5 protein-coding genes are annotated in these 3,976 nt (G+C 63.9%); all 5 read right to left on the reverse strand.

The window, feature by feature from the left end; all coding sequences use genetic code 11:
• On the reverse strand, nucleotides 1-213 hold a 213-nt coding region (locus tag P2Q66_RS02985), incomplete at its 3' end, for an RNA polymerase-binding protein RbpA (RefSeq protein ID WP_275725454.1).
• Between the two features lie 129 nt (nucleotides 214-342).
• Nucleotides 343-597, reverse strand: coding sequence for a preprotein translocase subunit SecG (gene secG / locus P2Q66_RS02990; protein ID WP_079596044.1), 255 nt, complete (start codon nucleotides 595-597; stop codon nucleotides 343-345).
• Between the two features lie 50 nt (nucleotides 598-647).
• Nucleotides 648-1,463 carry a triose-phosphate isomerase gene (gene tpiA / locus P2Q66_RS02995; RefSeq protein WP_275725457.1) on the reverse strand — a complete coding sequence of 272 codons (816 nt, stop codon included), beginning with the start codon at nucleotides 1,461-1,463 and terminating at the stop codon, nucleotides 648-650.
• A gap of 114 nt (nucleotides 1,464-1,577) precedes the next feature.
• Nucleotides 1,578-2,804, reverse strand: coding sequence for a phosphoglycerate kinase (locus P2Q66_RS03000; RefSeq protein WP_079596042.1), 1,227 nt, complete (start codon nucleotides 2,802-2,804; stop codon nucleotides 1,578-1,580).
• A 10-nt stretch (nucleotides 2,805-2,814) separates the two neighbouring features.
• Complete coding sequence (gene gap / locus P2Q66_RS03005; protein ID WP_079596041.1) at nucleotides 2,815-3,825, reverse strand: type I glyceraldehyde-3-phosphate dehydrogenase; 1,011 nt, start codon at nucleotides 3,823-3,825, stop codon at nucleotides 2,815-2,817.
• Between the last annotated feature and the right edge of the window lie 151 nt (nucleotides 3,826-3,976).

A 3,976-nucleotide genomic window follows, 5' to 3' on the forward strand; every position in this document is an offset into this window, starting at 1 on the left:
AGCGCCGCACCGCCGGCAGTCCCACACGGCAGGGATCTGGTCCTCGGGAAGTTTGAGGAAGACGGGCTGGGTTTCGTGCCCCTTCGCGCACCAGTAGGACACCCGGATCCGCGGCAGGGCGCTCCCGTGGTCCTCGGTGGATTGAAGGCTTGAACCTGTTCCTGCCGTTACCCCCGCGCGGGTACCTCGGAAGCCTGACGCTGGATGGACCACCGCAACTCCTGCCTTGACGCCATTGTTAAAGCAAAACTGTGGCTGTCGAAATAGCCGACAGCCACAGTTTAGTTGGCGGATCCGTGCCGTGGGAGTACCCGCGGGAATCGCTGCCTCAATCGTTCGGGATCAGGAGTCCCCGCCGCTGAACCGCATGATCAGGCCCAGGGCGATGATCACCACACCCCAGGTGACACCGAGGATCACGGTGAACCTGTTCAGGTTGCGCTCGGCCACGCCGGAGGAGCTCAGGCCCGAACTCATGCCGCCGCCGAACATGTCGGACAGCCCGCCGCCCCGTCCCTTGTGGAGGAGGATAAGCAGCGTCAGCAGGAGGCTGGTGATGCCCAGGAGGATCTGCAGAATGACATGAAGAACGTCCACGACGGCCTTTCAGAAAGTTGGAATTGCGGGAGTATGCGCGGCGGGACGGATCAGTCCGTCACCAGGTGACTCTCGAACCTGACAATATTAGCAAACTCGGCAGGATCGAGGCTCGCGCCACCCACCAGCAGGCCGTCCACGTCCCGCTCCTGCAGGATGGCGGCGGCGTTGTTGGCCTTGACCGAGCCGCCGTAGAGCAGGCGTGTCTTGGCCGCTACGTCGGCGCCAAAAAGCGTTTCCAGCTCGGCGCGGATGGCGGCGCACATTTCCTGTGCATCCCCCGGGCCCGCAACTTCTCCGGTTCCGATGGCCCAGACCGGCTCGTAGGCGACCACGAGCTCGGCTGCCTGCTCGTTGGTCAGGCCCGCAACTCCGGCGCGCAGCTGTTCCAGCGTGTGGTTCACGTGCGTGCCGGCCTGCCGGATTTCCAGCCCTTCGCCAACGCAGAGGACAGGAGTGACGCCGTGCTTGAACGCGGCCTTGACCTTCGCGTTGAGGACGTCGTCGGACTCGTTATGGATGGTGCGGCGTTCGCTGTGTCCCACCAGCACGTACGTGCACCCCAGCTTTTTCAGGAACTGGCCGGAGATGTCACCGGTGTAGGCGCCCGAGTCGAACTGCGAGAGGTCCTGGCCGCCGTAGGCGATATCCAGGTCGTCGCCCTGGACGAGCGTCTGGACGCCGCGGAGATCGGTGAACGGGGGGAAGACAGCAACTTCGACGCGGCTGTAGTCATGCTTTGCGTCTGAAAGGGTCCAGGCCAGTTTCTGCAGGAGGGTGATGCCCTGCACGTGGTCCATGTTCATCTTCCAGTTGCCCGCGATGAAGGGCTTGCGGTCGAAAGCGCCGTTCGTTGACGTAGTCACGTATTCTCCAAAAAAGTTTGTGATAAGTGTTCGGCCGGCAGGCTGCCGCGGGCAACCTGCCGGCCGGAGGATTGACAGACCGGTAGTACTACCGGAAGGCCTTACCGGAAGGCTCTACCGGTCCAGGACGCTGAGTCCCGGGAGTTCCTTGCCCTCGAGGTATTCCAGGCTCGCTCCGCCGCCGGTGGAGATGTGCCCGAACTGCTCATCGGCGAAACCCAGCGTCCGCACGGCTGCCGCGGAGTCCCCGCCGCCAACCACGGTGAACGCTTCGGTTTCGGTCAGGGCCTGGGCAATCGCGCGGGTTCCGGCCGAGAAGGCTTCGAACTCGAAGACCCCCATGGGACCGTTCCAGAAGACCGTCCGGGCACCCTTGATACGGTCGGCGAAGGCAGCGGCAGAGTCCGGGCCGATGTCGAGCCCGATGCCCTGCGCGCCAAAGCTGCTGTCCTCGATGGCATCCGCAGCAACGGTTTCGTGCGCAGCGTCGGCCGCGAACTTCTCCGCCACCACGACGTCGGTGGGCACCACGAATTCGGTGCCGGCGTCGGCCGCGCGCTTGAGGTAGTCCTGGACCACGGGGATCTGGTCTTCCTCGAGCAGGCTTCCAGCCACCTTGTGGCCGGCGGCGGCGAGGAAGGTGAACAGCATGCCGCCGCCCACCAGGATGGTGTCCGCCTTGCCGAGCAGGTTGTCGATGACCGCGAGCTTGTCAGAGACCTTGGAACCGCCGAGCACCACGACGTAGGGACGCTGCGTATCGGCGGTGAGCTTGCGCAGGACCTCGACCTCGGTGTGCACCAGGTCGCCCTGGTACGACGGAAGCCGGGTGGCGACGTCGTACACGCTGGCGTGCTTGCGGTGCACGGCACCGAAGGCGTCATCCACGTAGGCGCCGTTGCCGCCGGTCAGCGCAACCAGCTCGTCAGCGAAGGCGCCGCGCTGGGCGTCGTCCTTGCTGGTCTCGCGGGCGTCGAAGCGGACGTTCTCCAGGACGAGGACCTCGCCGTCCTGCAGCGCGGCTGCTGCCTCTTTGGCGGAGGCTCCCACGGTGTCGTCTGCGAGGGTGACCTTGAAGTCCGCCAGTTCCGCCAGCCGGGTGGCTGCGGGGCGAAGGGAGTACTTGTCTTCGGGTGCGCCCTTGGGGCGTCCGAGGTGGGCTGTTACCAGCACGCGGGCACCGGCGTCCGTGAGCTTTGACAGCACTGGAAGTGAGGCCTTGATGCGGCCGTCGTCAGTGACTGTAGAGCCGTCGAGCGGCACATTCAGGTCACTTCGAACCAGAATGTACCGCCCGCGGACACCTTCAGCGATGAGTTCGTTGAGGGTGTGAGATGTCATGTGTCTAACCCTAGCCCAGCTTGGATGCGACAAGCTCCGTAAGGTCAACGAGGCGGTTTGAGTAGCCCCATTCGTTGTCATACCAGGAAACAACCTTGACCTGGTTGCCAATCACCTTGGTCAGGCCGGAGTCAAAGATGGACGACGCCGGGTCCCCGACGATGTCCGAGGAGACGATCGGCTCATCGGTATAGGTCAGGAAGCCCTGCAGTTCCTCGGACTCCGCAGCGCGCTTGAGGGCGGCGTTGACTTCCTCGACGGTGGTCTCGCGGGAGACCGTGACGGTGAGGTCGGTGGCCGAACCGGTGGGCACGGGAACGCGGATGGCGTAGCCGTCCAGCTTGCCCTTCAGCTCGGGCAGGACGAGTCCGATGGCCTTGGCTGCACCGGTGGAGGTGGGAACCATGTTGATGGCGGCGGCGCGTGCACGGCGGAGGTCGTTGTGCGGGCCGTCCTGCAGGTTCTGGTCTGCGGTGTAGGCGTGGACGGTGGTCATGAGGCCGCGTTCGATACCGAACTCGTCGTTGACCACCTTGGCCAGCGGGCCGAGGCAGTTGGTGGTGCAGGATGCGTTGGAAATGATGTGGTGCGTGGCGTTGTCGTACAGCTTGTGGTTCACGCCCATCACGATGGTGATGTCTTCATCGGACGCCGGGGCGGAGATGAGGACTTTCTTGGCGCCGGCGTCGATGTGCTTCTGCGCAGCGGCGGCCTTGGTGAAGAAGCCGGTGGATTCGATGACGATGTCCACGCCCAGCTCGCCCCAGGGCAGGTTGGCGGGATCGCGCTCAGCCAGGACCTTGATGACGTTGCCGTTGACGACGATGTTGCCGTCCTTGACCTCGATGGTTTCCTTCAGCCGGCCGCCGACGGAGTCGTACTTGAACAGGTGCGCCAGGGCCTCGGGGCTGGTGAGGTCGTTGACGGCAACGATCTCCAGGTCCGCGCCTTGTGCAAGCGCTGCGCGGAAGTAGTTGCGGCCAATACGGCCAAAGCCGTTAATACCAATACGGGTCGTCACTTTTTCAGTCTCCTTGGTGCTTTATGAAGCACTACTAGTTGAGCGGGCGTTCAAGCCAACTAACAGATCCCGCACGCCATTGGGCAGAGATGATTTACATACGGAGGGCGACCAGCCTCATTGCTGAAGGCTAACCGCCTTCCGTGACCTA

Source organism: Arthrobacter sp. Cr_A7 (assembly GCF_029222765.1).
Taxonomy (GTDB): Bacteria; Actinomycetota; Actinomycetes; order Actinomycetales; family Micrococcaceae; genus Arthrobacter.